The sequence below is a fragment of the Lacisediminihabitans changchengi genome (assembly GCF_016634425.1).
In the GTDB taxonomy this organism is placed as follows: Bacteria; Actinomycetota; Actinomycetes; order Actinomycetales; family Microbacteriaceae; genus Lacisediminihabitans; species Lacisediminihabitans changchengi.
In genome coordinates this window covers 579,248-603,297 of record NZ_JAEPES010000003.1, presented here as the reverse complement: position 1 = coordinate 603,297, position 24,050 = coordinate 579,248, and the positions used below count along the sequence as shown (strand labels likewise).

The 24,050-nt window shown below is 64.9% G+C and carries 17 protein-coding genes; 8 read left to right on the top strand and 9 right to left on the bottom strand.

All coding sequences use genetic code 11. From position 1 onward, the window contains the following. Positions 1–272 precede the first annotated feature (272 nt). From IV501_RS11130 to map, 8 genes are all read right to left on the bottom strand, one after another. A complete protein-coding gene (locus IV501_RS11130) occupies positions 273–953 on the bottom strand; it encodes a response regulator (protein ID WP_307812159.1) in 681 nt (226 codons plus the stop codon). After that, positions 953–3,475: a DUF4118 domain-containing protein gene (locus IV501_RS11125; RefSeq protein WP_200554999.1), complete on the bottom strand. Its 2,523-nt coding sequence runs from the start codon at positions 3,473–3,475 to the stop codon at positions 953–955. The genes IV501_RS11130 and IV501_RS11125 overlap by 1 nt, the downstream gene beginning before the upstream one ends. 15 nt (positions 3,476–3,490) lie before the next feature. After that, positions 3,491–4,087 carry a potassium-transporting ATPase subunit KdpC gene (gene kdpC, locus IV501_RS11120; protein ID WP_200555000.1) on the bottom strand — a complete coding sequence of 199 codons (597 nt, stop codon included), beginning with the start codon at positions 4,085–4,087 and terminating at the stop codon, positions 3,491–3,493. 29 nt (positions 4,088–4,116) lie between these two features. Next, positions 4,117–6,267: a potassium-transporting ATPase subunit KdpB gene (gene kdpB / locus IV501_RS11115; RefSeq protein ID WP_200555001.1), complete on the bottom strand. Its 2,151-nt coding sequence runs from the start codon at positions 6,265–6,267 to the stop codon at positions 4,117–4,119. 2 nt (positions 6,268–6,269) lie between these two features. Further along, complete coding sequence (gene kdpA / locus IV501_RS11110) at positions 6,270–7,916, bottom strand: potassium-transporting ATPase subunit KdpA (RefSeq protein ID WP_200555426.1); 1,647 nt, start codon at positions 7,914–7,916, stop codon at positions 6,270–6,272. Between the two features lie 29 nt (positions 7,917–7,945). After that, complete coding sequence (gene kdpF / locus IV501_RS16585; protein ID WP_200555002.1) at positions 7,946–8,035, bottom strand: K(+)-transporting ATPase subunit F; 90 nt, start codon at positions 8,033–8,035, stop codon at positions 7,946–7,948. Between the two features lie 244 nt (positions 8,036–8,279). Further along, a complete protein-coding gene (gene ppgK, locus IV501_RS11100; RefSeq protein ID WP_200555003.1) occupies positions 8,280–9,044 on the bottom strand; it encodes a polyphosphate--glucose phosphotransferase in 765 nt (254 codons plus the stop codon). 63 nt (positions 9,045–9,107) lie between these two features. After that, complete coding sequence (gene map, locus IV501_RS11095; protein WP_200555004.1) at positions 9,108–9,974, bottom strand: type I methionyl aminopeptidase; 867 nt, start codon at positions 9,972–9,974, stop codon at positions 9,108–9,110. 33 nt (positions 9,975–10,007) lie between these two features. On the opposite strand from map, the gene IV501_RS11090 reads away from it, so the two are divergent. The 3 genes from IV501_RS11090 to IV501_RS11080 all read left to right on the top strand — a co-directional run bounded on the left by IV501_RS11090 (position 10,008) and on the right by IV501_RS11080 (position 12,544). Continuing rightward, positions 10,008–10,175 (top strand): methionine aminopeptidase, encoded by a 168-nt coding sequence (locus IV501_RS11090; protein ID WP_200555005.1) that lies wholly within the window; start codon positions 10,008–10,010, stop codon positions 10,173–10,175. Positions 10,176–10,272: 97 nt separating this feature from the next. Continuing rightward, positions 10,273–11,514 carry a rhamnosyltransferase WsaF family glycosyltransferase gene (locus IV501_RS11085; protein ID WP_200555006.1) on the top strand — a complete coding sequence of 414 codons (1,242 nt, stop codon included), beginning with the start codon at positions 10,273–10,275 and terminating at the stop codon, positions 11,512–11,514. Positions 11,515–11,518: 4 nt separating this feature from the next. Then, positions 11,519–12,544 carry a glycosyltransferase family 2 protein gene (locus tag IV501_RS11080; protein ID WP_200555007.1) on the top strand — a complete coding sequence of 342 codons (1,026 nt, stop codon included), beginning with the start codon at positions 11,519–11,521 and terminating at the stop codon, positions 12,542–12,544. Positions 12,545–12,634: 90 nt separating this feature from the next. Here IV501_RS11080 and IV501_RS11075 read toward each other — a convergent pair whose 3' ends face one another. Continuing rightward, positions 12,635–14,395 (bottom strand): NAD+ synthase, encoded by a 1,761-nt coding sequence (locus tag IV501_RS11075; protein WP_200555008.1) that lies wholly within the window; start codon positions 14,393–14,395, stop codon positions 12,635–12,637. Between the two features lie 115 nt (positions 14,396–14,510). Here IV501_RS11075 and IV501_RS11070 point away from each other — a divergent pair, with 115 nt between their 5' ends. The 5 genes from IV501_RS11070 (at position 14,511) to IV501_RS11050 (ending at position 24,023) form a co-directional block, all read left to right on the top strand. Next, positions 14,511–15,866 (top strand): glutamine synthetase family protein, encoded by a 1,356-nt coding sequence (locus IV501_RS11070; RefSeq protein WP_200555009.1) that lies wholly within the window; start codon positions 14,511–14,513, stop codon positions 15,864–15,866. Between the two features lie 52 nt (positions 15,867–15,918). Further along, positions 15,919–18,891 carry a bifunctional [glutamine synthetase] adenylyltransferase/[glutamine synthetase]-adenylyl-L-tyrosine phosphorylase gene (locus IV501_RS11065; RefSeq protein ID WP_200555010.1) on the top strand — a complete coding sequence of 991 codons (2,973 nt, stop codon included), beginning with the start codon at positions 15,919–15,921 and terminating at the stop codon, positions 18,889–18,891. A 515-nt stretch (positions 18,892–19,406) separates the two neighbouring features. Beyond that, positions 19,407–20,984 (top strand): glycosyltransferase family 2 protein, encoded by a 1,578-nt coding sequence (locus IV501_RS11060; protein ID WP_200555011.1) that lies wholly within the window; start codon positions 19,407–19,409, stop codon positions 20,982–20,984. After that, positions 20,971–22,392 (top strand): glycosyl hydrolase, encoded by a 1,422-nt coding sequence (locus IV501_RS11055; RefSeq protein WP_200555012.1) that lies wholly within the window; start codon positions 20,971–20,973, stop codon positions 22,390–22,392. Before IV501_RS11060 ends, IV501_RS11055 begins: the two co-directional genes overlap by 14 nt. Positions 22,393–22,565: 173 nt before the next feature. Further along, positions 22,566–24,023 carry a UDP-glucose dehydrogenase family protein gene (locus IV501_RS11050; protein ID WP_200555013.1) on the top strand — a complete coding sequence of 486 codons (1,458 nt, stop codon included), beginning with the start codon at positions 22,566–22,568 and terminating at the stop codon, positions 24,021–24,023. The last annotated feature ends 27 nt before the right edge of the window (positions 24,024–24,050 follow it).

The window sequence follows — 24,050 nt, the reverse complement described above, 5'->3', positions numbered from 1 at the left end:
ACCACCGCATCCACGACGACGGGTGGGAAATCCAACTTCGGGAGCAGGTGCCGTATTTCATCCCGCCACCCTGGATCGACCCCGACCAAACACCCAGACGAGGAGGAAAGCTCATGCTGGTCGAGTGACAGCCCAGTGACAGCCCGGTGACGGCCCAGCGGCGGGCGGCAGCGGAGTCAGCGTGGGGTAGGGCGATAGCAGGTTCTCGCCTTGGGGGCGAAACTGACGCGCCGAGCCCAACAACTCCGAACCGGACCGGACCGGACCCTAGATCACCCGGCATCCGGCGCAAAGCGGTAGCCCATACCCGGTTCGGTCAGCAGGTACCGGGGTCTCGACGGCTCTGGTTCGAGCTTTTTGCGCAGCTGGGCGAGGTAGAGCCGCAGGTATCCGTCTTCCTTCTCGTACCCGGGACCCCACACCGAAGTGAGCAGAAGGTGCTTGGTGACCAACCGCCTCGGGTTGCGCACGAGTACCTCGAGAATGTGCCACTCCGTCGGCGTCAGCTTCACCGGCTCGCCCGCCTTGGTGACGGTGTGCCCGGCGAGATCGACCACCACGTCACCGAAACTGGTGACCGGCTCATCCGGCTCGGTGGTCGCCCGACGGCTCAGCGCACGGATGCGCGCCAACAGCTCGTCGATCGCGAACGGCTTGGTCACATAGTCGTCGGCTCCGGCGTCGAGAGCATCGACTTTGTCCGCAGAATCCGATCGCCCGCTGACCACGAGGATCGGCACCTCGGTCCAGCCGCGCAAGCCCTCGATCACCCGAATTCCGCTGAACCCCGGGAGCCCGAGATCGAGCAGCACGAGTTCCGGTTTGGTCTTCGCCGCGACGTCGAGAGCTTCGGGTCCCGAGCGCGCCAGCGAGACGTCGTAGCCGCGCGCGGCGAGGTTGATCCGCAACGCCTTGAGGATCTGCGCATCGTCGTCGACCACGAGAATTCGCATCAGGAAGTCCTCGCCGGAGAAACGACAGCGGACGCCGCGATCGGAAGGGAGACGACCATGGTGAGACCTCCACCGGGGGTGTCCTCGGCCTGCAAGCTGCCCCCCATCGCCGTCATGAAGCCATTGGACAGTGCAAGACCGAGACCGATGCCGGTGGTGTTGTCGGTGTCCCCGAGTCGCTGGAACGGTTGGAAGGCCTCCGCCCGAGCGGCCGGGGGAATGCCGGGTCCGCGATCGATGACGCGCAGCTCGACGCGGTCTCCGAACGAACTTGCCGTGACGAGTGGCGGAGTGCTGACGGGGGAGTAGCGCAGAGCGTTGCTGACAAGATTCACAATCACGCGCTGTACCAACGCCGGATCGCACCGAACCTCGGGAAGGCTTGCCGGAACGTCGACCACTACCTGACCGCTGGCAAGGCCCAGCTCATCGAGAGCGAGCGGCGCAATCTCGTCCATGCCCACGGTGCTGAGCGAGATCGGCAGCACGCCGGCCTGCAGTCGACTAGCGTCGAGCAGGTCGGCTACCAGATCGGCGAGGCGGTGCAGGGATACTTCCGCAGTCTCCAGCAGTTCGTCGCGGTCCTGCTCGCTCCAGCGCACATCCGTTGCTCGCAGGCTGGAGACCGCAGCGGTTGCCGACGACAGCGGCGTGCGCAGATCGTGCCCGACCGCGGCGAGCAGGGCGGTCCGAAGCCGATCGGCCTCCTCCAGCGGACGTATGCCCTGCGCCTGTTCGCGCAGGTCGCGCTGTTCCAGCGCCGCATCGATCTGCGCCACGAAGGCGTCGAGAATGCGTCCATCGGAGGCAAGCAACTCGCGCCCGGTGAGGATGATCTGTCCGCCCTCGCTGAGGGCGACGACGGTGCGGTTGGGGGTGCGGTTGGGGGTGCGCGGTCCGGCAGCAACGGCGCCGGACTCGAACAGTACGGCATCCTTCGAACGGATGACCACACTCGCCATCCCGAACACCTCACGCAACCGGTTCGCCAGTGCCTCCACCGCGTTCTCACCCCGGATGATGCTGCCGGCCACGGTCGCGAGCGTCTCGGCTTCGGCAGCGGACCTCCGTGCCGCCCGGCTGCGGCTGGCCGATCTGTCGACCACGAGTGACACAAGCACACCCACCAGCAAGAAGATCAGCAGCGTGACGAGATGCGCAGGGTCGGCGATCCGCACCGTGTAGAAGGGCACGACGAAGAAGAAGTCGAGGCAGAACCCCGCGATCACCGCCGCCGTCACCGCGGGCCAGAGTCCCCCGACCAGGGCGACGATGACAACCAAAAGTTGAAACGCGAGCACGTCGCTCACCAGCGCTTCTGGACGACGCACCAGCGTCAGGAACAGCGTGAGGAGCGGGGTGACCAGCACAGTGACCGCGAAACCCAACAGCCGCTGTTTCCAGGTGAGCGAACCGCGCGAGCGAGGAAGTTGCAGCGTTCCGGCAGCGGCGTGGGACACGATGTGCACGTCGATGTCGCCCGACGCACGGATGACCGTCGCACCGATTCCCTGCCCGGTGAGGAATGCGGTGAGTCGGCTCCGCCGGCTGACCCCGATGACCAGCTGAGTCGCATTCACCGCGCGGGCGAACTCTACGAGCGCTGTCGGCGTGCTGTCGCCGACCACCTGGTGATAGGTCCCGCCGAGGCTTTCGACGAGTGCGCGCTGTTGCGCGAGGGCGCCGGGGTCGGACTCGGCGAGACCGTCGGGACTCGACACATGGAGAGCGAGCAGCTGGCCGCCGCTCGTGCGGGCGGCGATTCGAGCGCCCCGACGGATGAGCGTTTCTCCCTCACTGCCGCCCGGCAGTGCCACCACGACCCGCTCACGGGCCTCCCATTTGCCGCGGATACCGTGACCGTCGCGATAAGCCTGGAGCGCGACATCCACCTCATCGGCCAGCCAGAGCAACGCGAGTTCGCGCAGAGCGGTGAGGTTGCCGAGCCGGAAATAGTTGCTGAGGGCCGCGTCGATGGTTCCTGCCGGGTACACGTCTCCGCCGGCGAGCCTGGCCCGCAGTGCTTCGGGCGCCAGGTCGACGACCTCGATCTGGTCGGCAGAGCGCAGCACGGAATCGGGAATGGTCTCACGCTGCACCACCCCGGTGATCGACTGCACGACGTCATTGAGAGATTCGATGTGTTGGATGTTGACCGTCGAGAGGACGTTGATTCCCGCGTCCAACAACCGCCGGACATCCTGCCAGCGTTTCGAATTCTCCGACCCGGGGGCATTGCTGTGGGCCAACTCGTCCACCAGTGCCCATTGCGGAGCTCGCGCGATCAGCGCGTGGATGTCCATCTCCTCGAGATCCACCTCACGGTGCGAGACCCGGCGGCGGGGAAGAACTTCCAGACCTTCGAGCATCGAGGCGGTGCCCGAGCGCCCGTGCGTTTCGACGAGTCCGACCACGACGTCAAGGCCCTGCTCCCGGAGCCGGCGTCCCTCCTCGAGCATCGAGAATGTTTTGCCGACTCCGGGCGCAGCGCCCAGATAGACCTTGAGGAATCCCTCGGTCACTTAATTGCCATTCGCTCAGCCCAGCTTGCTGAGAGCGATGTTGAGCTCCAGCACATTGACGGTGGGGTAGCTGAGGTAGCCGAGCACCGGAGCCTGCACGTGCGCCTCGACGAGGGCTGCGACATCCGACTCCTTGAGACCGCGTGTTTCGGCGACGCGCGCCACCTGCTCACGAGCGTACTCGGGGCTGATGTGCGGATCGATTCCCGAGGCGGATGCCGTGAGGGCGTCGGCAGGGATCGACGCCGGGTCGACACCATCGAGCTTGGCGATCGCCGCACGGCGTTCCTTGATGGCCTTGATCAGGTCCGGGTTCTCGGGGCCCTGGTTGCTGCCGCTGGACGCTCCGCCGTCGTCACCGGTGGCGGACGGTCGCGACTGGAACCACTGCGGGAGAGCCTTGCCCTTTTTGTCGGCAAAGCTCTGGCCGATGAGGCTCGAGCCGACAGTCTTGCCGTCGACCTGCACCAGCGCGCCGTGTGCCTGTGCTGGTGCGAGGAGACCGATGCCGGTGATGACGAGCGGGTAGCCGATGCCGAGCACGACCGTCAAGACGATCAGCGCGCGGAGTGCGACCCAGTACTGCCTGGTAATGCCGCGTTGTGAGGCCATGATTGTGATTTCCTTACGAAGGTTGTGGCTTAGAAACCGGGGATCAGCGAGATCACGAGGTCGATGATCTTGATGCCGATGAACGGCGCGATGAGCCCGCCGACACCGTAGATCCACAGATTGCGACTGAGGATCTTGGAAACGCTCGACGCTCTGTACTTCACGCCGCGCAGGGCCAACGGGATCAGCACGATGATGATCAGTGCGTTGAACACGACCGCGGACAGGATCGCCGAGGCGGGGGAGTGCAGCTGCATGAAGTTCAGCGCGGCGAGTCCCGGGTAGCTGGCCACGAACATCGCGGGGATGATCGCGAAATACTTGGCCACGTCGTTGGCAATCGAGAAGGTGGTCAGCGATCCGCGGGTGATCAGCAACTGCTTGCCGATGGCCACGATGTCGATGAGTTTCGTCGGGTCGGAGTCGAGGTCAACCATGTTGCCGGCCTCTTTCGCGGCCGACGTTCCGGTGTTCATCGCGACGCCGACGTCTGCCTGCGCGAGTGCCGGGGCATCGTTGGTGCCGTCTCCGGTCATTGCGACGAGGTTGCCGCCCTGCTGCTCCTTCTTGATCAGCTCCATCTTGTCTTCCGGCGTCGCCTCGGCGAGGAAGTCGTCGACACCGGCCTCCGCGGCGATGGCCTTCGCGGTGAGGGGGTTGTCACCCGTGATCATCACCGTGCGGATGCCCATCCGCCGCAGGTCGGCGAAGCGCTCGGCCAGGCCGGTCTTCACGACGTCTTTCAGATAGATGACACCCAGAACGGATGCCGTCCCCTCAGCCGTTCGCTCGGCGACGACCAGCGGGGTGCCGCCGGCCTCCGAGATGCGGGTGACGATGGCGTCGAGCTCATGCTGGATCTTGACGTCGGTCACCCCGGTCCAGGCTGCGACCTGCGATCCGGCGCCCTTGCGCACCTGGCTGCCGTCCGCGTAGTCGACTCCCGACATTCTGGTCTGAGCAGTGAACGGAACGACCTCGCCCGTGACCTCGGTGGGAATGGTGAACCCTAGCTCGTGAGCCAGGTCGAGCACCGACTTTCCCTCTGGCGTCGGGTCGCTGAGCGATGAGGTCGCCGCAGCACGGGCCAGACGTTCGAGGCTCACCCCGCTGACGGGAGCGAACTCGGCGGCGCGACGGTTGCCGTAGGTGATGGTGCCGGTCTTGTCGAGCAACAGGGTGGTCACATCTCCCGCTGCCTCGACGGCACGGCCCGACATGGCGAGCACGTTGTGCTGCACGAGTCGGTCCATTCCGGCGATGCCGATCGCAGAAAGCAGAGCACCGATGGTGGTCGGGATCAGGCAGACCAGCAGCGCTACCAGCACGGGCACGCTCTGTGTGGCGTTGGAGTAGCTGGCGATCGGATTGATGATCAGCACGACGACCACGAAGATGATCGTGAGGCTTGCCAGCAGGATGTTCAGCGCGATCTCGTTCGGCGTCTTCTGCCGGGAGGCGCCCTCGACCAGGGCGATCATTCGGTCGACGAAGGTCTCACCGGGCTTGCTGGTGATCTGCACCACGATACGGTCGGAGAGCACCCGGGTGCCACCGGTGACAGCGCTGCGGTCACCGCCGGATTCGCGAACGACCGGAGCCGACTCCCCGGTGATGGCGGACTCGTCGACGGAGGCGATTCCCCAGACGATGTCTCCGTCGCCCGGGATCGACTCCCCGGCGGTCACCACCACGATGTCGCCGAGGGTGAGTTCTGCCGAGGCGCGCTGCACCATCGTGCTGCGCAGAGCTGCGGCATCCGTCTTCGGGTCATAGCCGTCGACCACGTTGGCCATGGTGCTGGTGCGACTCTCGCGCAGGCTCTTCGCCTGTGCCTTGCCGCGGCCTTCGGCGACGGCCTCGGCCATGTTGGCGAACACCACGGTGAGCCAAAGCCAGACCGCGATGGCCCAGATGAACGCGAGGGAGGTGGGAGACGCAGTCGACGTGGAGGCGTCACCGACGAAGGGCTGCGCGATCGCCAGCACCGTGGTCAGTGCGGCGCCGATCTCGACGACGAACATGACCGGATTGCGCCACATGGTGCGCGGGTCGAGCTTGCGCAGCGCACCGGGGATGCTCGCGACGAGCTGACCGGCGCTGAACGCCGACGCGGTCTTTCGGGTGGGGGTGTCCCCGCTTGCCCCGCTGTTGGTGGGGCTGATGAGTGTGGTGGACATGGTTAGTTGAGTCCTTCTGCCAACGGGCCGAGAGCGAGAACGGGGAGGTAGGTGAGTGCTGAGACGATCAGGATGACGCCGATCAGCAGGCCGACGAACTGCGGGCGGTGCGTGGGCAGCGTGCCTGCGGTGACCGGGATCTTGTCCTGAGCGGCGAAAGAACCAGCCAGGGCGAGCACGAACACGATCGGCAGGAAGCGTCCGAGGAGCATCGCCACCCCGAGTGCAGTGTCGAACCACGGGGTGCTGGCGGTGAGGCCGGCGAAGGCGGATCCGTTGTTATTGCCGGCCGAGGTGAAGGCGTACAACACCTCAGAGAAGCCGTGCAGCCCCGGGTTTGCCAACGACGTGCCGACGACGGATGAGCGCACCGCCGGTATCGCGAAGCTGAGGGCGGTACCGGCCAGGACGATGGTCGGCGTGATCAGGATGTACAGGCTCGCGAGCTTGATCTCGCGGGCACCGATCTTCTTGCCGAGGTATTCCGGCGTACGCCCCACCATCAGGCCGGCGACGAATACCGCAACGATCGCCATGATGAGGATGCCGTAGAGACCAGAACCGACGCCGCCGGGGGCGACCTCGCCGAGCATCATGTTCAGCATGGCCAGTCCGCCGCCGAGAGCGGTGAAACTGTCGTGCATCGAGTTGACGGCACCGGTGGAGGTGGCGGTGCTACTGGTGGCGAAGATGGTCGAATCGACGATGCCGAATCGGGTTTCCTTGCCTTCCATCGCGCCGCCGGCCAACTGTGAGGCGGTGCCGTGTCCGACCGATTCGAGCAGCGTCAACAACGCCGCAGAGACGATCCAGATCAGGCCCATCGCCGACAGGAGCGCGTAGCCCTGTCGCACGTCGCCGACCATCCGACCAAAGGTGCGGGTGAGGGCGAAGGGGATGGCGAGCATCAGCACGATCTCGAACAGGTTGGTCCACCCATTCGGGTTCTCGAAGGGGTGGGCGGAGTTCACGTTGAAGAACCCGCCACCGTTGGTTCCGAGAATCTTGATCGCTTCCTGCGAGGCGACCGGGCCACCGGGAACCGTCACAGCACTACCGGCGATCGAGGTGAAGTGCTGGAAGCCGTCGAAGTTCTGCACGACCCCGCTGACCAGCAGCACGATGGCGGCGAATACCGACAGCGGCAGCAGGATGCGCACCGTACCGCGCGTCAGGTCCACCCAGAAGTTTCCGATGGTCAGACTGCGACGTGCGGCGAGCCCGCGGATGAGCGCAATGGCGATCGCGATGCCGACGGCGGAAGAGACGAAGTTCTGCACCGCCAGAGCGACCAGCTGCACCGTGTAGCCCATGGTCACCTCAGGCGAGTACGACTGCCAGTTGGTGTTGGTGACGAAGGAGATCGCGGTGTTCCACGCCAGGCTCTGCTCCACCGGCGGCAGGCCGAGGGAGTATGGCAAGAACTGCTGGAGGCGCTGCACTCCATAGACGAGGAGCACGCCCAGCGCGGAGAATGCCAGAACGCTGCGCAGGTACACGGCCCAGGTCTGACTGGAGTGCGGGTTCACCCCGATGATGCGATAGAAGCCACGCTCGACTTTGAGGTCTTTCTTGCTCGTGTAGACCATGGCCATGTAATCGCCCAGGGGGCGGTAGATGAGGCCGAGAATCACCACGAGAGTGAGCATGGTGAAGACGAAGAGCCAGATGTTGCTCACTAAAAACGCTCCGGCTTGATCAGGGCGAACACCAGGTAGACCAGTGCCGCGAATCCGAGGACGACAGAGAGGATGCTGAGGACGATCACAGCTTCTCTACCCCCCAGGCGACAAGGGCGACGATGGCAAACAATGCCACTACGCCAGCGAGGTAAGCGAGATCGAGCATGGGGTTCCTCCGCGAGGGTTGACTCTGTGTGCGCTGCCACTTCGGCAGCGCACCGACGAGTCAATCCTTGTCAGAGCAGGAGGAGCGCGGTCCTAACGTTTTTCTAACGTCGGCCGCAGGGAATCTAACGCCCCGATCAGACGACAGCTGCTAGACGACAGCTGCTACTTTCCGGATGCGAGCGCGGCGGCACCGAGAATGCCCGCATTGTTGCGCAGCGTCGCCGGAACGATCGGGATGTCCAGCTTCAGCAGCGGGAGGAAGTCCTCGTACTCCTTGGAAACACCTCCGCCGACGATGATCAGGTCTGGGTGGAACAGCTTCACCAGCTGGTCGTAGTACACCTGCAGCCGTGCGGCCCAGTCGGCCCACGACAGCGACTCGCGCTCCTTCGCCGAGTACGCGGCCTGGGTCTCATAATCGACGCCGTTGATCTCGAGGTGGCCGAGTTCCGCGTTCGGCACGAGTACGCCGTTGTAGATCAGCGCGGTGCCGATTCCGGTGCCGAGCGTCGTGACGAGAACGAGGCCTTTTTTCTTCTTGGCGGCACCGTAGACCGACTCGGCGTAGCCGGCGGCATCCGCATCGTTGACGAAATGGATGTCGCGTTTGATGCCGGCCTCGAACAGCTTCTCGGCCTCGAGGCCGATCCACTTCTTCGACACGTTCGCGGCGGAGAGGGTGCGACCGTTCACGACGACGGCGGGGAAGCAGATGCCCACCGGCTCGTTCTTGACGATGCCCTTCTCGTCTTCTGCGGCGAGGCGACTCAGAATCGTGGCCACCGTTTCCACGATCGCGTCAGGCTCGCCGCCGGTCGGTGTCGGGAGCTTGATGCGCTGGCTGAGCAGCTTTCCCGAGGACACATCGACGATGGCTCCCTTGATCCCGGTGCCGCCGATATCGATGCCTACCGCTTTGTGAGCCATCTGACCATTCTTTACTACTCAGAGCGCTGGCCTCGACAGCGGGGGTGGGGTGTCGGTGCGGGGTTAGGGAAGTGTCAGCACTTCCGCGCCGCGCTCGGTCACGACGAGGGTGTGTTCGAACTGTGCGGTGAGACTGCGGTCGCGGGTGACGACGGTCCAGTCATCCGCCCACATCTCCCACTCGATCGAACCCAGGGTGAGCATCGGCTCGATCGTGAAGACCATGCCTTCCACTATCTCGTTCGCATAGGCCGGGGCCGCGTCGTAGTGCGGGATGATCAGCCCGGAGTGGAAGGCCGTGCCGACGCCGTGACCGGTGAAGTCGCGTACCACGCCGTAGTCGAAACGCTGGGCATACGACTGGATGGCCCGGCCGATCACGTTGACAGCCCGACCGGGGGCGACGGCCTTGATGCCGCGGTTGAGGGATTCACGGGTGCGGTCGACGAGCTCGATCGCCTGCTGCGATGCCTCGCCCACGATGAAGGTGCGGTTCGAGTCGCCGTGAACGCCGTTCTTGTACGCGGTGATGTCGATGTTGATGATGTCGCCGTCGTCGAGCACCGTGTCGTCGGGGATGCCGTGGCAGATCACCTCATTGATCGAACTGCACAGCGACTTCGGGAAGCCGCGGTAGCCGAGCGTCGAGGGGTACGCGTCATTGTCGATGAGGTACTGATGCCCGATCGCGTCGAGCTCATCGGTGGTGATACCGGGACGGATGCTGGCGCCGACCACGGAGATCGCATCGGCGGCGATCCTGCCCGACTCCCTGATCAGCTCGACGGCGGCGGCGGGGTAGACATCCGAGCCGGTGAATGGCGTCGGCGACTGCTTGCCGACATACTCGGGTCTGGCGATGTGCTTCGGCACCGCTCGCATCGGGGAGATGTGCCCCGGCACAAGATGGCCTTCGGAATCCTTGGGCATAGGATCAATTTTAGTTGGGAGACAGGAGCACTCATGACCGACTGGTATTACAACATCAAGACCCACGAGGTCGAAGAGGGCCCTCAGTCGCTTGCCTCGGATCTGGACGGTCCGTTCGCAACCCGCGAGGAGGCGGAGCGGGCACCCCAGATTCTGGCCGAGCGCTCGGCGAAGTGGGCCGAAGAGGACGCGAACGGCTGAGCCTCAGCTTCGCGCTGACGGTGTTTGCACCCGGTCCCATCGATAATGGTCTCTGCCGCTCGATGAGCGGCGCGATAAGAGAGACGGCTGGTATCAGGTGAACTACTTCGGCAGACTGTCGCGCGCGCTGCGCACCGAGGGTGTCAAGTCCGCGGCCTGGCGTGCGGGCAAGTGGGTGTCTACCCGCAGCGGTCCGTTCCGGGTTCAGCCGCTGTCATCCGTGTACCCAGAAGACGTGATCGCGGCCGACTGGTCGAGGCCTCGCGACTTCAATTCCCACATCGTGCCGCGGCCGGCCGATGGCTACAAGGTCGCCTGGGTGATCACGCCTCCGAGCGCGACCAGCGGCGGCCACCAGAACGCTTTCCGTTTCATGAGTTTTCTCGAGGCTGCCGGCCACGAGCTCACCGTGTATCTGTTCTCGCCGCCCAAATATCCCGTGGTGAACCCCGACGCGATCCTCGAGATGATGGCCGGGAACACCGGGTATCCCACTCTCAAGGCAGAGTTCCGGGTCTATGACCCGGAGGTCGGCATCGAGGGCGATCCGCACGCGATCTTCGCCTCCGATTGGGAGGCCGCGTACGCGATCTACCGCTACCCGAAGGTTGCCAAGCGTTTCTACTTCACCCAGGACTTCGAACCGGCGTTCTTCCCCGCGGGCAGCGACTACGTGATTGCCGAGAACTCGTATCGTCTCGGGTTTCACGGCTTCTCCGCCGGCCGCTGGCTCGCCCAGAAGCTCGAATCCGAGTTCGGGATGTCGTGCGACTACTACGATTTCGCCACCGACATCACCCACTACAGCAGGGTGAACACGAAGCCGCGCAACGAGGTGGTGTTCTACGCACGCCCACCCACGCCGCGGCGAGCCACCGAATTCGGGCTGTTGGCGCTGCTCGAACTGCATCGCCTTCGTCCCGACGTCACCATCAACCTGGTCGGCTGGGACATGTCGACGTACGACGTGCCGTTCCCCTATGTGAACCACGCCGCCGTCGACATTTCGAAGCTCAACGCGATCTACAACCGCTGTGCAGCGGGGTTGGTTCTCTCGCTCACCAACATGTCTCTGGTGCCGATGGAGGTCATGGCGAGCGGCGTTGTCCCTGTCGTCAACGACGCCCCCAATACCCGTGGCGTCTTCGACAGCGAGTACATCGAGTACGTTCCGATGTCGCCGCGGGCCATCGCCGAACGGATGATCGCGATTCTCGACCGTCCCGACCAGGCCGAGCATTCCGCGGTCATCGCCGACTCGCTCGAGGGCGTGGAATGGGAGGACGAGGGTGCGGTGTTCGCGACCTCGTTCGAGCGAGCCATGACCACCGCGCTCTGACCTCGTGACGACGTCATCCTCCGAGGCAGCAGCGGATGCCGCCGCTCCGGCAACCCTCGACGCCACGGTGATCATCCCGACCCTCGACGGAGACCGGTATCTCGCCGAGGTGTTGGACATCCTCGCGCAGCAGGATTTCGCCGGCACTTATGAGGTGCTGGTCATCGATTCGGGATCGACGGATGCGACCCTGTCGATCGTGCGCGACCGTCCGTGGGTTCGGCTCCACCAGATACCGAACGCGGAGTTCGGCCACGGCCGCACGCGCAATCTCGGCGCACGCCTCGCGTCGGGGCGGTTACTCGCCTACCTCAGTCAGGACGCGATCCCGGGTGACCGGTCGTGGCTCGCCCGAATCACCGAGCCGCTTGACCCGGCCGGGGTGAACGCGGTCGCCGTCGTCGGACTCCAGGTTCCCCGGCCCAGCTGTTTTCCGCTGCTTAAGTACGAGATCGATGGAGTTTTCGCCGCCATCGGTCCTGCCGACCGGGTCACCGTCGTCGAGCGTGGGGATGCGATTCCCGAGGAGGAAGAGCTCGATCGGCTCGCCTTCTACTCCGACGTGAATTCGGCGACTCGACGAGAATTTCTGCTCGACGTGATTCCCTATCAAGACGTTCTGTACTCCGAGGATTTCGCGTTCGGCAAAGACGTCATTCTCGCCGGATATCGCAAGGCCTACGCCCCCGCCGGGTTTGTCGTCCACTCCAACGACCTCACTCTGCGTGAGTACCGCAAGCGGGTCTTCGAGGAGACGATCTCTCGCCGTCGCGTGGGTAACCTGGTGCCTCCGGTCGGGGTGATCGGGGCAGTTCTGCGCGCGGGTTACGGTGGTCTGCGCGACGTGCCGCGCATCGTGCGGGATGCCGACTACAGCGCGCGCGCAAAGCTCGGCTGGCTTCTGCGAAATCCGCTCTATCACGCGGCAAAGTGGCTCTCCATCCACTCGGCGAGCACGCTGTCGCTCGACGACCACGCACGCATCGCCCGCGGCTCTCTCGAGGCCGAACGTAAGCCCGACCGCGCCTGAACCCCGGCGTCACCGCCCACGTTTGCCCGAATATGCAGAGTTGGGCACCCCAAAACCTGCATATTCGGGCAAACGTGCGAGATGCGCGGATTAGGCGGTTGTCGCGGCTCCGGGCAGCGGTGCGTTGTTCGGCCGGTAGGTGATCGGCAGTCGTCGGTCACGTCCGAAGGCCATCCCGCTGATCTTCGGCCCTATCGCGCCCTGCCGACGCTTCCACTCTGCCCGATCGACGAGGCGCGTCACGAAGTCGACGGTCTCCGGGTCGTAGCCGAGGTTGACGACATCCGCCCGTCCCAGTTTCTTGGCGATGTACCCGTCGAGGATGCCGTCGAGGATGTCATAAGGCGGCAACGTGTCTTGATCGGTCTGGTCGGGTCGCAGCTCGGCACTCGGGGGCTTCTCGATCGAGTTGGCCGGGATCGGCGGGGTCTCGCCACGGGACGCCGCATACTCGTTGCGCCAGCGGGCGAGTTCCCAGACCAGGGTCTTCGGCACGTCTTTGATCGGAGCAAAGCCGCCAGCGGCATCCCCGTAGATTGTCGAATAGCCGACCGAGATCTCGGTCTTGTTGCCGTTAGTGAGAGCCAGGTGGCCGTGCATGTTCGACTCGGCCATCCAGATCATGCCGCGGATGCGGGCCTGCACGTTTTCGGCGGCGACGCCGGTGAGCTGCAGCTGCTCTTCGATCGGCGCGACCAGGTCGGCGATCGGCTGCACCGAGTAATGGAAGCCGATGCGCTCGGCGAGCTCGCTGGCGTCATCGACCGATCCACCGGAGCTATATCGACTGGGCATGGCGATGCCATATACGCGGTCGGCTCCGATCGCGTCGGCCGCGATGGCGGCGACGACGCTCGAGTCGATCCCGCCAGAGACTCCGAGCACGACGCTCGGGAAGCCGTTCTTCGTCACGTAATCGCGCAGCCCGAGCACGAGTGCATTCCAGATCTGCTCACGGTCGTCCGGAGGCACGGCGATGTCCGACTGCAGAAACGACGGATCGGCCGACGGCGCATCCAGCGACACCCACCGCACATTCTTGGGCAGTTCGGCCGCGGTCGCCGGCTCGACATCGAGATCGGCGACGAGCAGGTATTCGCGAAACTGCGGCGCGCGCGCCACGATCTCGCCCGACGTGTCGACGATCACGCTGTCGCCGTCGAAGACCAGATCGTCCTGCCCGCCGACGATGTTGACGTAGGCGACGATGGTGTCGCTCTCGATCGCCCGCCGGGTTACCAGGGGGAGGCGCACATCGTCTTTATCGCGCTCGAACGGCGAGGCGTTGATGACCAGCAGAAGGCCGGCATCCGCATCGAGCACGCGGGCGAGCGGGCCGCCATCGCGCCAGAGGTCCTCGCACACGATGAGCGCGACATCCACGCCCTTGATACGCAGCACGAGCAGCTCGTCGCCCGGGATGAACACGCGATACTCGTCGAACACCGAGTAGTTGGGCAGGTGGTGCTTGGTATAGCGCGCCTGCACGGCGCCGTGCTGCAGCACGCTGGCCCGGTTCTTCGCGATCGCCGTGGGGGCGCTGCTGGTGCCGAGCAGACGTGGTTCGAATGGTCCGTCCGGATGCCCGACGACCACGGGCAGCTCGCCGAGCCCCGCGTGCTGAAGTTGCCGTGCCAGGAGGTCGACCGCGTCGTGGCATTCGGCGAGGAACGAGGGGCGCGAGGCGAGATCTTCGATCGGATAGCCGGAAATGGCCATCTCGCCCACTGCGAAGAGGTCTGCACCGGCGGCGGCGGCCTCACGAGCGGCATTCAGGATCTGAGCCGAATTGCCCTCAAGATCGCCGATGATCGGGTTTGTCTGGCCGAGCGCCAAGCGGAGTCGAGGCATAGCCACTAGCCTAATAGTCGGGTTGCAGCACCCGCTCCCGGCCGGCCCGTATGGCCAGCACGGAGCCCCATGAACACGGAGCCCATGAGCCCGGAGCAGGTAAATAAGGAGCAGAGTGGATAAGCAGCGTGACTTCGTTCTCCGAACCATCGAAGAGCGCGGCGTCAAGTTCATCCGACTCTGGTTCACGGATGTCGTGGGCACCCTCAAATCCGTCGCCATCGCCCCGGCAGAAGTCGAGGGTGCATTCGCGGAGGGCCTCGGTTTCGACGGTTCCGCCATCGAGGGGCTGACCCGCTCGTACGAGGCGGATGTGCTCGCCCATCCCGACCCCGCGACGTTCCAGATCCTGCCGTGGCGCGGAGAAATCGACCCGACCGCTCGGATGTTCTGCGACATCACGACACCGGACGGTCAACCGGCCGTGGCCGACCCACGCAATGTGCTCAAGCGCACCCTCGCGACCGCCGCCGACCGCGGTTTCACCTTCTACACGCATCCCGAGGTCGAGTTCTACCTGCTGAAGAGCTCGCAGTACGGCCCGGACGGGCCCGTGCCGGTGGACAACGCCGGCTACTTCGACAACGTCCCCGGCGGCACCGCGCACGACTTCCGTCGTCGTTCCGTGCGGATGCTCGAAGACCTCGGAATCTCGGTGGAGTTCAGCCACCACGAGGCGGGGCCCGGCCAGAACGAGATCGACCTGCGCTACGCCGATGCTCTCACCACTGCTGACAACATCATGACCTTCCGAACGGTCGTCAAGGAGGTGGCGATAGAGCAGGGCGTGTACGCGACCTTCATGCCGAAGCCACTCTCGGGCGAGCCCGGTTCTGGCATGCACACGCACATGTCGCTGTTCGAGGGTGATGCCAACGCGTTCTTCGACGCAGGCGGCCAGTACCAGCTCTCGACCATCGGCCGGCAGTTCATCGCCGGACTGCTGCGCCACGCGCCGGAGATCACGGCCGTGACCAACCAGTTCGTCAACTCCTACAAGCGACTCTGGGGCGGTGCGTCGCAGAACAAGCTCGGCGAGGCGCCGAGCTTCGTCACCTGGGGGCACAACAACCGTTCCGCGCTCGTGCGCGTGCCGCTCTACAAGCCGGGCAAGGGGCAGAGCGCTCGCGTGGAGTATCGCGCCATCGACTCGGCCGCCAACCCGTACCTCGCGTACTCGCTGCTACTCGCTGCCGGCCTCAAGGGCATCGAGGAGGGCTATGAACTCCCTCCCGAGGCCGAAGACAACGTCTGGGAGCTGTCCGACTCTGAGCGCCGTGCGCTCGGCTACAACCAGCTGCCGGCGAGCCTCGACCACGCGGTGTCGCTCATGGAAGACTCCGAGCTCGTGGCCGAGACCCTCGGCGAGCAGGTCTTCAACTTCGTGCTGCTCAACAAGCGACAGGAATGGCGTGAGTATCGGGCCCAGGTCACCCCATACGAGCTGAAGAGCAACCTGGAGGCGCTCTAACCGTCACGAATCCGCGTTTCGCGGAACGAGGTAGGTCGAGGGGCAGGCAGCGATGACGCGAGCGCAGACCAGCCTCACCGAGCTCGCCCGCTTGGGCTTCGCCGAACTCGACTCGACGGTGGCATTGCTCGACGAGCTGTCGGCCGCGGTCGAGGTATCACGGGTGCTGCCATTGTTCGCTCTGGCCGCCGATGCCGATCAGGCTCTCGGCTTGCTGTGCGCGTTGCAGAGGCAATCCCCGAGCGACACTGCCGCCGCTCTCGGTGACGCCGACCTGGCTCAGCGCCTGGTGCGGGTACTCGGCGCATCGGCGGGTCTTGGCGAGTTTCTGCTGCGACACCCCGACGAACTCGAGGCGCTGCGAGGTGATCTGCCCAAGCCGCTCGGCGCCGACGAGTATCGCGCCGACCTTCGAGCGTCGGTAACGGATGTCGACGGGGAGGAGGCCGCCTGGAACGCCCTCCGAACGCGCTACCGGCACCACCTCGTGCGTCTGACCGCCTTCGATCTGGCCCAACCCGACCCGCTTGCCGCAATCGCGACCGTGTCGGCCGCGCTGGCCGATCTGGCCGCCGGCGCGCTTGACGCCTCCCTGGATGTGGCGCGAAAGAACGTCGGATTTCCGCCCGATCAGGTCGCGGCAACCAGGCTCGCCATCATCGGAATGGGCAAGGCCGGCGCGCGCGAGCTCAACTACGTCAGCGACGTCGACGTCATTTTTGCTGCCGAGCCGGCATCCGTTCTGCTCGGGGGAGAGTTCGTCGGCGATGGGGCGCCGGAACCCCTGTCTACCGCGCGAGCGGTCGAGATCGCGACCAGGCTGGCCATGCTCACGATGCGAGGAATTCACGAGCTCGCTCTCGAGCCTCCCCTCTGGGAGGTGGATGCCAATCTCCGCCCGGAGGGCAAAGACGGCGCCCTGGTGCGCACGCTCGAATCGCACATCGCCTACTACGACCGCTGGGCGAAGAGCTGGGAGTTTCAGGCACTGCTGAAGGCCAGACCGCTGGCCGGCGACCTCGACCTGGGCAACGCGTACGTCGACGCTATCGCTCCGAAAGTCTGGAATAGCGCCTCGCGAGACGGCTTCGTCGAGGGCGTGCAACGGATGCGCGAGCGGGTCACGCAGAACATCCCCGGCGATGAACTCGACTATCAACTCAAGCTCGGCCCGGGCGGGCTGCGGGACATCGAGTTCACGATCCAGTTGCTCCAGCTGGTCCACGGGCAGACCGACCCGGAGGTGCGCCAGGGCGGCACGCTTCCCGCGCTGGCCGCGCTGGCCGAGCAGGGCTACATCGGTCGGGTCGAGTCGGCAGAGTTCGCGCGGGACTACCGCTTTCTCCGACTGCTCGAACACCGGTTGCAGCTGGCCAAGCTGCGCCGCACCCATCTGATGCCGAGCGATCCCGATGCCGTGCGCATCCTGGCGAGAGCAACGGGGCTGACGTCGAGCGGCGCCGACCTGATCGAGCGCTGGAGCCGCACGAAGCGCGCCGTGCGAAGTCTGCACGAGCGGCTGTTCTACCGTCCGCTCCTCTCGGCGGTGGCGGCCTTGCCCGAAGAGGGCATGGCGCTCACCAGCAGTCAGGCCGAGGCCCGCCTCGCCGCCATCGGGTTCCGCGACCCCCGCGGCGCGCTCGCCCACATCGCGGCGCTCACCACGGGCGTCTCGCGGCGAGCGAACATCCAACGCCACCTTCTTCCCGTGATGCTGCAATGGTTCGCCGAGGGTGCTGATCCGGATTACGGGCTGCTCGCCTTCCGCAAGCTCAGCGATGACCTGGGGGAGTCGTACTGGTTTCTTCGCATGCTGCGCGACTCCTCCGGCGCGGCCCAGCGGCTGACTAGCGTGCTCTCGGCATCCCGATTCGTCGGTGTGCTGCTCGAGCGCATCCCCGAGGCAGCGGCCTGGCTGGAACAGGAGGAGGAGCTGCGCCCGCGGTCGCTCGAGGCCTTGCTGGAGGAGGCGGCGGCGACTGTCGCCCGCCATCATGACGAGGCGGCCGCCGCGCTTGCCCTGCGTTCGGCCCGACGTCGGGAGGTGCTGCGACTCGCCATGGCGGCGGTGCTTGGCCAGATCAATGTCGAGGAGCTCGGCCGAGCGCTGACCGACATCACCACGACGCTGCTGACCGGGGTACTGTCGGTCATCCGCTCTGCTGATCCCCAGGACGGCATCGAGTTCGGCATTATCGCGATGGGCCGCTACGGCGGTGCGGAACTCGGCTTCGGCTCCGATGCAGACGTGGTCTACGTGTATCGGGCGACCACCGCGACACCGGAGACCGCGCAAGCACGCGCAGAGATGATCGTGTCGTTTCTGCAGCGCTACACCGAGGACCTCCGGCTGCCCCTCGACCTCGACATCGGATTGCGCCCAGAGGGCAAGAACGGTGCCGTGGTTCGTTCGCTGGACTCGTATCGGGCCTACTATCGCCGGTGGTCGCTCACCTGGGAGGCGCAGGCGCTGCTTCGCGCCGACGGCGCCGTCGGCGACGAGGGCCTACTGCTCGACTTCGTGACGATGGCAGACGAGGTGCGGTATCCCGCGAACATCCCGGAGCACGATGTTCGCGAAGTGCGACGGATCAAGGCGCGGGTCGAATCCGAGCGCCTGCCGCAGGCCGCCGATCCCGCACGCCACCTCAAGCTCGGCCGCGGCTCGCTCAGCGATGTGGAGTGGTTCGTGCAGTTGATCCAGCTCCAGCATGCCGCCCGCATCCCGGCCCTTCGAACCACGTCGACGCTCGATGCCCTCGATGCTGCGCGCGACAATGGGTTCGTCTCGGACCTCGAGGCGCGAAGACTTCGAGACGCCTGGATCTTCGCTTCGCGTGCCCGCTCGGCGATGACGCTATGGACGGCCAAGACCGCCGATGTGCTCCCGACCGATCGGCAGCAGTTGGAGGGTGTGGCCCGACTTCTGGAATACCCGCCGGGTTCGGCCAGCCGGCTCGAGGAGGACTACCTGCGGGTGACTCGTCTGGCGCGAGCAGTGTTCGAGAAGCGCTTTTACGGCTGAGTAGAGAGTCGTCTCGACGCCAGCTATGACGCGGATTTGATGTCGGTCATGTTACGAGTCGGTAAACGTTCCCAACGCGGGGTTTCGTCACTTTTTCTCTCAGGTCGTTGCGACGTTGTACCCCTTTCGGGCCACACTGGTCATTCTCGGCGAGCCGTGTCGACGAGTTGTGTACCCGGTGCGCGCGTTGAATCGATGCAAAACCATGTATCTAAAAGACCCTCTGAACAGCATTTACGTCTCAGTGGTCCTACCTCTTGCGGACCAGCCCGGGGTGGGGCGGGCAGGGCCTCGCTGTCCGCACAAGGGGGGTCAGCACAATGGTCGGCACAAGTGCTGACACCGCCCTGAATTCCAAAAATGAACATTAATTGAAAATGGTCGACAAGCTGGTCTACCCCCGTTTCGACCCTGTTGCGCCCCCCTCGTTTGCGTGTCAATAATCGGTCAACCCGAAGAAATGACCAGTTCCCCAGCGTCGCGGAAACACAACACAGCATCACATCGAGGAACTCGTGTTCATCTTCATTCTCCAAATCAGGCACATGCTCGAAGGTCACCTTGAGGTCTATGCCTTCGCCGTCTACTCGGCGTTGATCTGGATCCTGTGGCTTCTCAAGCTCATCATCTCAAGCCGTTACAAGCCGTTCACCGGCACTTACACCGGTACGACGAGCGTTGTCGTCCCGGTGGTCGACGAACCACTCGACCTGTTCCGCGACGTCATCTCGCGCATGGTCGAACAGATGCCCGGCGAGATCATCGTGGTCATCAACGGTGCGGTGAACGTGCCGCTCCAGGAAGTGTGCGAGGAGTTCGCGCCCCTGGTGCGCTGGGTTCACACCCCGATCCCCGGCAAGCGCAATGCGGTGATGATCGGCACGGAGATGTCCAACGGCGACATCACGGTGCTGGTCGACTCCGACACCGTCTGGACCGAGGGCACGCTCGCCGAACTGGTGAAGCCGTTCGCCGACGAGTCGGTGGGTGGCGTAACGACGCGCCAGCGCATCCTCGAACCGGAGCGTAGCTGGATCACGCGCTGGGCGGACTGGCTGGAGAACTCGCGGGCGCTGTACTCGATGCCGGCGCAGAGTGTGCTCGGTCAGGTCGGTTGCCTGCCAGGACGCACCATCGCCTTCCGACGCACGATCTTGATGCGCGTCATGGAGAAGTTCATGACTGAGCGCTTCATGGGTGTCTTCCTCGAGGTCAGCGACGACCGTACCCTCACGAATCTCACCCTCAAGGAGGGCTACCGCACGGTGTACCAGTACACGTCGCTGGTGTACACGGATGCCCCGCTCCAGATCAAGAAGCTGTTCAAGCAGCAGCTGCGCTGGGCTCGCGGCAGCCAGTACAACACCCTGCGCATGCTGCCATGGATGCTCGGACATGCGCCGGTGCTCGCGCTGTTCTTCGTGATGGATATTATTCTGCCGTTCATCTTGGCCGGAGTCATCGGCGGCTGGATTTACCGAGCGTTCACGGGCCAGGGCTACAACTTCTATGAAGGCATTCTCAAGGAATACGGCTTTGGGAGCGGCATCGCTTTGGTTGTCTCGTTGATGGTCGTCTCGTCCGTGCTCAGCATGGCGATCCGGCAGATCCGCCACCTCTCAGAGAAACCGTTCGACTTCTTCCGGCTCCCGATCTTCATCATCGTGTCAACGGCGTTCCTCATGCCGATCCGCCTCATCGGGTTCTTCCGCATGGGACACGCCAGCGGATGGGGCACCCGAGCCGGTGCCTACGGTGGCGGCGCCTCGAACGACGACCTGATGGACGAGCTGACCAGTGTCGACCTCCCCGCGGCCCCTCCCGGAGGCGATGCGCTACTCCCCACCCCTGTGCTCGTCGACACTGCCTCGGCGAACGCCGACGGGCTCGCGGCGCTCGGCCTCCAGCCGTCTCCGGTCGGTGCCGCGTCGCACGCCGCAAGCATCGAGGCGTCCCCACGTCGTGCCGGGGCATCGCGAGCGGCCGCGCCGAAGGCGCAGAAACGCCGCCGTCTCAATCCCAAAGCAGCTTGGCCATACGTGATCGGAATCGCGATCTTCGCAATCGAAGGGTACTTCGTTGTCATCAACTAACCGCACGCTGTCCTGGTGGGCGCATTCGAGCACTCGGGCCCGATTCACCCTCGCTGGCGCAGCGCTCATCATCCTCGCTCTCATCTCCACCTCCGTGGTGGTCTGGAATTCGCCGTCCAACCCGATCGCTAAAGCAGTCGCGGCCGTGTCGAAGGAAGACATCGCGCAGCAGAAAGTGCTGCGCGAGCGCAATGCGCTTCTGAGCCAGGTGGTCGCGCTGCAGAAGCAGCTCGTGGCCAAGCAGTCCAACCTGAGCACGACGAAGAACCAACTGGCGTCGATTCAGCAGCAGCTATGGTCGGCGCAGGGCAAGCTCGACGCCGCTGCCGCTGCCGCTGCCGGTGCCGCTGTTGCTCCCGTGGCGCCGGTCAAGAAGCCCACGGTGAAGACCGCGAAACCGGCCGTTGTTCCCGCGGTCGTGTCTGCGCCGAGCAAAGCAGCGATCATGGCACCGACCTCGCCGTATTTCGGTCTGTATACGGAGCAGGCGCCCTTCAGCTTCTCGTCGTACGACGCGATCTCCGACCGGATCGGATCCAGCCCGAACGTCGTCGGCTACTTCGGAGGCTGGGACCAGACCTACCGCGGAGACGTGGTGGCGAACTCCTGGAAGCGCAACACGCTTCCGATCTTGACCTGGGAGTCTCGTCCGATCAACGCCTCCAATGCGGTAGTGGACGAGCCCGACTACGCCTTGCCGAAGATCATCGGGGGAAACTTCGACGCCTATCTGCACCAGTACGCCAAAGACATCGTGGCGACCGGATTGCCGCTTGGCATCCGTCTTGACCACGAAATGAATGGTATTTGGTACCCCTGGGCCGAAGACGACGGCAAGGGTAAGTCGATCAACGGCAACAACGCCGGTGACTACGTCAAGATGTGGCAGCACGTTCACGACATCTTCCAGCAGGAGGGCGCGAACGCTCTCGTGGTCTGGATCTGGGCACCAAACATCGTCAATAACCTCCCGACCACCCACAAGACGAGCGCCTATCTCGACGGGCTGTATCCGGGGGATCAGAACGTCGACGTCGTGGGACTCTCCGGCTACCTCCGCCCGGCCTACAAGCCGGACAACAACTTCACCTTCGATTACACCTTCGGGCCGACGCTCAAGGAACTGCGTCGAGTAGGACACGGCAAGCCGATTCTCCTCGCTGAGATCGGCGCCTCCGAAACTGGCGGTCACAAGCCGGCCTGGGTGACCAGTCTTTTCTCTGGGCTCAACAACCCTGCCAACTCGGACATCATCGGATTCGTGTGGTTCGACCTCGCCGTCACCACGTATACCGAGGGCCAGCTCGGCACCAACGACTGGCGAATCGACTCTCGACCGGAGACCCTGGCGGCCTTCATCGCGGGACTCAACTCGCCCGGCAGCAGGTTCCACCTCCTCCCGCGCTGACGCTGTCACCGCCCCCGTCACCGGGCCGAGCCGGCTCACCCGCACTGCGCCTCGCTTGAACCAGCCCCTCTCGAACCAGCCTTTCTCGAACCAGCTCCGCTCGAACCAGCTCTAGCTCGCTCCCAACACCTAGCTTCCCCTTTCCGTCCCAACCGCATCATTTGGAGGACACCATGAAGAAGAACGACGATAATTCAGAGACCGAGCAGGCGATCGTGTCTGCCGAGCACCCGCCGCAGGCTCCCCGCATCAGCGTCGTCGGCACCGGATACCTCGGTGCGACGCACGCCGCCGCAATGGCCGAGATGGGCTTCGAAGTCATCGGAGTCGACAATGACCCGGCCAAGGCCCAGGCTCTGAGTGAAGGGCGTGTGCCCTTCTTCGAGCCCGGTCTGCCGGAGCTCATCCGCAAGCACGTGAAGAGCGGTCGACTGCGATTCACCACGGACATTGCCGAGGCAACGGCATTCTCCGACGTGCATTTCATCTGTGTGGGAACGCCCCAGCAGCGCGGCAGCAATGCGGCCAACCTCAGCTACGTCGAAGAGGCGACGATGCAGGTTGTGCGCAATCTGACGCACGACGGGCTCATCGTCGGCAAGTCGACCGTGCCGGTGGGGACCGGCATGCGTCTTCGGTCGATCGTGGCGGAGAACGTCCCGGCCGGGATCGACGCCGAACTGATCTGGAACCCCGAGTTTCTCCGCGAAGGCAAAGCGGTCGACGACACGCTGACGCCCGACCGCATTGTGGTTGGCGGGACATCCGCCCGTTCCGAGGCGCTGATGCGAGAGGTGTATGCCAAGCCGATCGCCACCGGTACGCCGGTGATCGTGTGCGATCTGCCCACTGCCGAACTGGTCAAGGTCAGCGCCAACGCCTTCCTGGCCACGAAGATCTCGTTCATCAACGCGATCGCCGAGGTCTGCGAGGCGGCCGGCGCCGACGTGACGGTCTTGGCGGATGCGCTGGGTCACGACGTGCGCATCGGTCGTCAGTTCCTGAACGCCGGGCTCGGCTTCGGAGGCGGATGTCTGCCGAAGGACATCCGCGCCCTCATCTACCGCTCGAGCGAGCTCGGCGCCACCAAGGCGGCGTCACTGCTGCAGCAGGTCGACGAGATCAACATGTCTCAGCGCCAGCGCGTCATCGACATGGCCATCGAGGCGTGTGGGGGATCGGTGCTCAACCGTCGCATCGGCGTGCTGGGCGCGGCGTTCAAGCCGCTCACCGACGACGTGCGCGATTCGCCGGCGCTCAACGTGGCCGCGGCGCTTCACCTGCGCGGGGCACAGGTCGTGATCTACGACCCCGAGGCGAACGAAACGGCGCAGCGCATGTTCCCGACCCTCACCTACGCGGAGTCGGTCGAGGAGGCCGCGACCGGGGCCGACGCGCTGCTCGTGCTCACGGAGTGGAAGGAGTTCTCGGCCGCCAAGCCCGAGGAGATCCGCAGCCTGGTCGCGCGTCCCGTCGTGATCGATGCCCGCAACTGCCTGGATGCGGCCGCCTGGCGCGCCGCCGGCTGGTGGTTCACCGGTCTCGGCGCCTCGCCAGCGCCGACCGCGGTGACCACGGCGACCGGACCCCTGCTGGTCAACACCATCGGACAGCTGGTCGGAGCGCACTAGCCAGCCACAGCCCACGAAGGCCGCATC